The organism is Alteromonas sp. G5_S2_22_S1, assembly GCF_054968525.1.
In genome coordinates this window covers 1-1,343 of record NZ_JBQKUJ010000044.1, presented here as the reverse complement: position 1 = coordinate 1,343, position 1,343 = coordinate 1, and the positions used below count along the sequence as shown (strand labels likewise).

1 protein-coding gene and 1 pseudogene are annotated in these 1,343 nt (G+C 39.8%); one reads left to right on the top strand and one right to left on the bottom strand.

Annotated elements, in window-relative coordinates:
- Positions 1-111: pseudogene (locus tag ACTRWF_RS19600) on the bottom strand (transposase); the annotation flags it as partial.
- Between the two features lie 317 nt (positions 112-428).
- Between ACTRWF_RS19600 and ACTRWF_RS19595 the strand changes: the two are divergent.
- Entirely contained in the window at positions 429-1,148 is a 720-nt protein-coding gene (locus ACTRWF_RS19595) for an NYN domain-containing protein (protein ID WP_462836098.1), read from the top strand.
- Positions 1,149-1,343: the final 195 nt, after the last annotated feature.

The window sequence follows — 1,343 nt, the reverse complement described above, 5'->3', positions numbered from 1 at the left end:
ACTTCTACCGTTTTCCTCGCCACATAAAAAGGCACGACGAACACAGCGGGAAATACAGTGATAATAGGGCGTATCCGATAAACTAATTTGCGACTTTCGGGCTTTAGGCATTGCGGCTGTCTTACTCTGATTAACTCGTATATCAGTTTGAATGGGGAGTTGGATTTAAGAAAGTGTACGAGGGGACAGTTTTGATTTTTTCTTATTGTGTCGGTCTTAATTATTCTACAGTGCTAGACGAAAGCATGGTGAAGCGCATAATATGCCTCCACTGGCTTATGAAAAGACTGAAGAATTTAAACAGAAAATCTATCCAGAGAAATCTGGTCACTTCAGGTTGCCTATTTGGCATGATATGGAGGTTTAAAATTTCTTTTATCTAAGACCGATAAGTAAAGGGTAATTTGCGTATAACCATGGAATAGAAAATGTCAGAAAACGGAAATGACAAGTTGGCGGTATTAATCGACGCGGATAATGCTCAAGCTGCAATTTGCTCAGAACTTTTAGCCGAGGTATCGAAATTTGGCGTTGCTAATGTAAAACGTGCATACGGAGATTGGACAACCTTAAGTTTAAAAAGTTGGAAATCGTATTTGCACAAACATGCAATACAGCCGATTCAGCAATTTAGTTACACACAAGGAAAGAACTCTACCGATTCTTCGTTAATTATTGATGCAATGGATCTTCTGCATGAGGGTAAATTAGACGGTTTCTGCCTCATATCTTCTGATAGCGACTTTACCCGGCTTGCAAGCAGAATTAGAGAGAGCGGGCTTTTGGTTTATGGGTTTGGAGAAAAGAAAACACCTGAAGCCTTTGTAGCTGCCTGTGACAAATTTGTTTTTACAGAGGTTCTCAGATCATCTACAAAACAAAGCGTAAAAGATGAATCGAAAAACTTAGATTTAAAAGCCATCGTAGTTGACGCTGTGAATGCAGTTTCAAGAGATAATGATTGGGCGCCACTTTCGGGTGTAGGGGGTTACATAATTAAAAATACTCCGTCTTTTGACCCGAGGAATTATGGTTACGATAAACTCGGTCAACTGGTTAAATCTTTGGCTTATCTCGAATTTGAGGAAAGAAGTTTCAGTGACGGCTCATCAAATGTACACATTTACGTCAGAGAAAAAGGCGCGTAGAGGGATACAAGAAGGGACCACAAGAAGGGCCAAACAAGACAGGCACTTTTTGTACTCAATCGCATCAAGCTTTTTGGTGGTACACAACAATGCCGAATACCCAGTAAAAAAGTACTAAAAAGGTTCAAAGGCCTTTAAACAAGACATGTATGTTTATGTCCGTCTGCTTTCTCTTTGTTTACGTGTAATACCAGG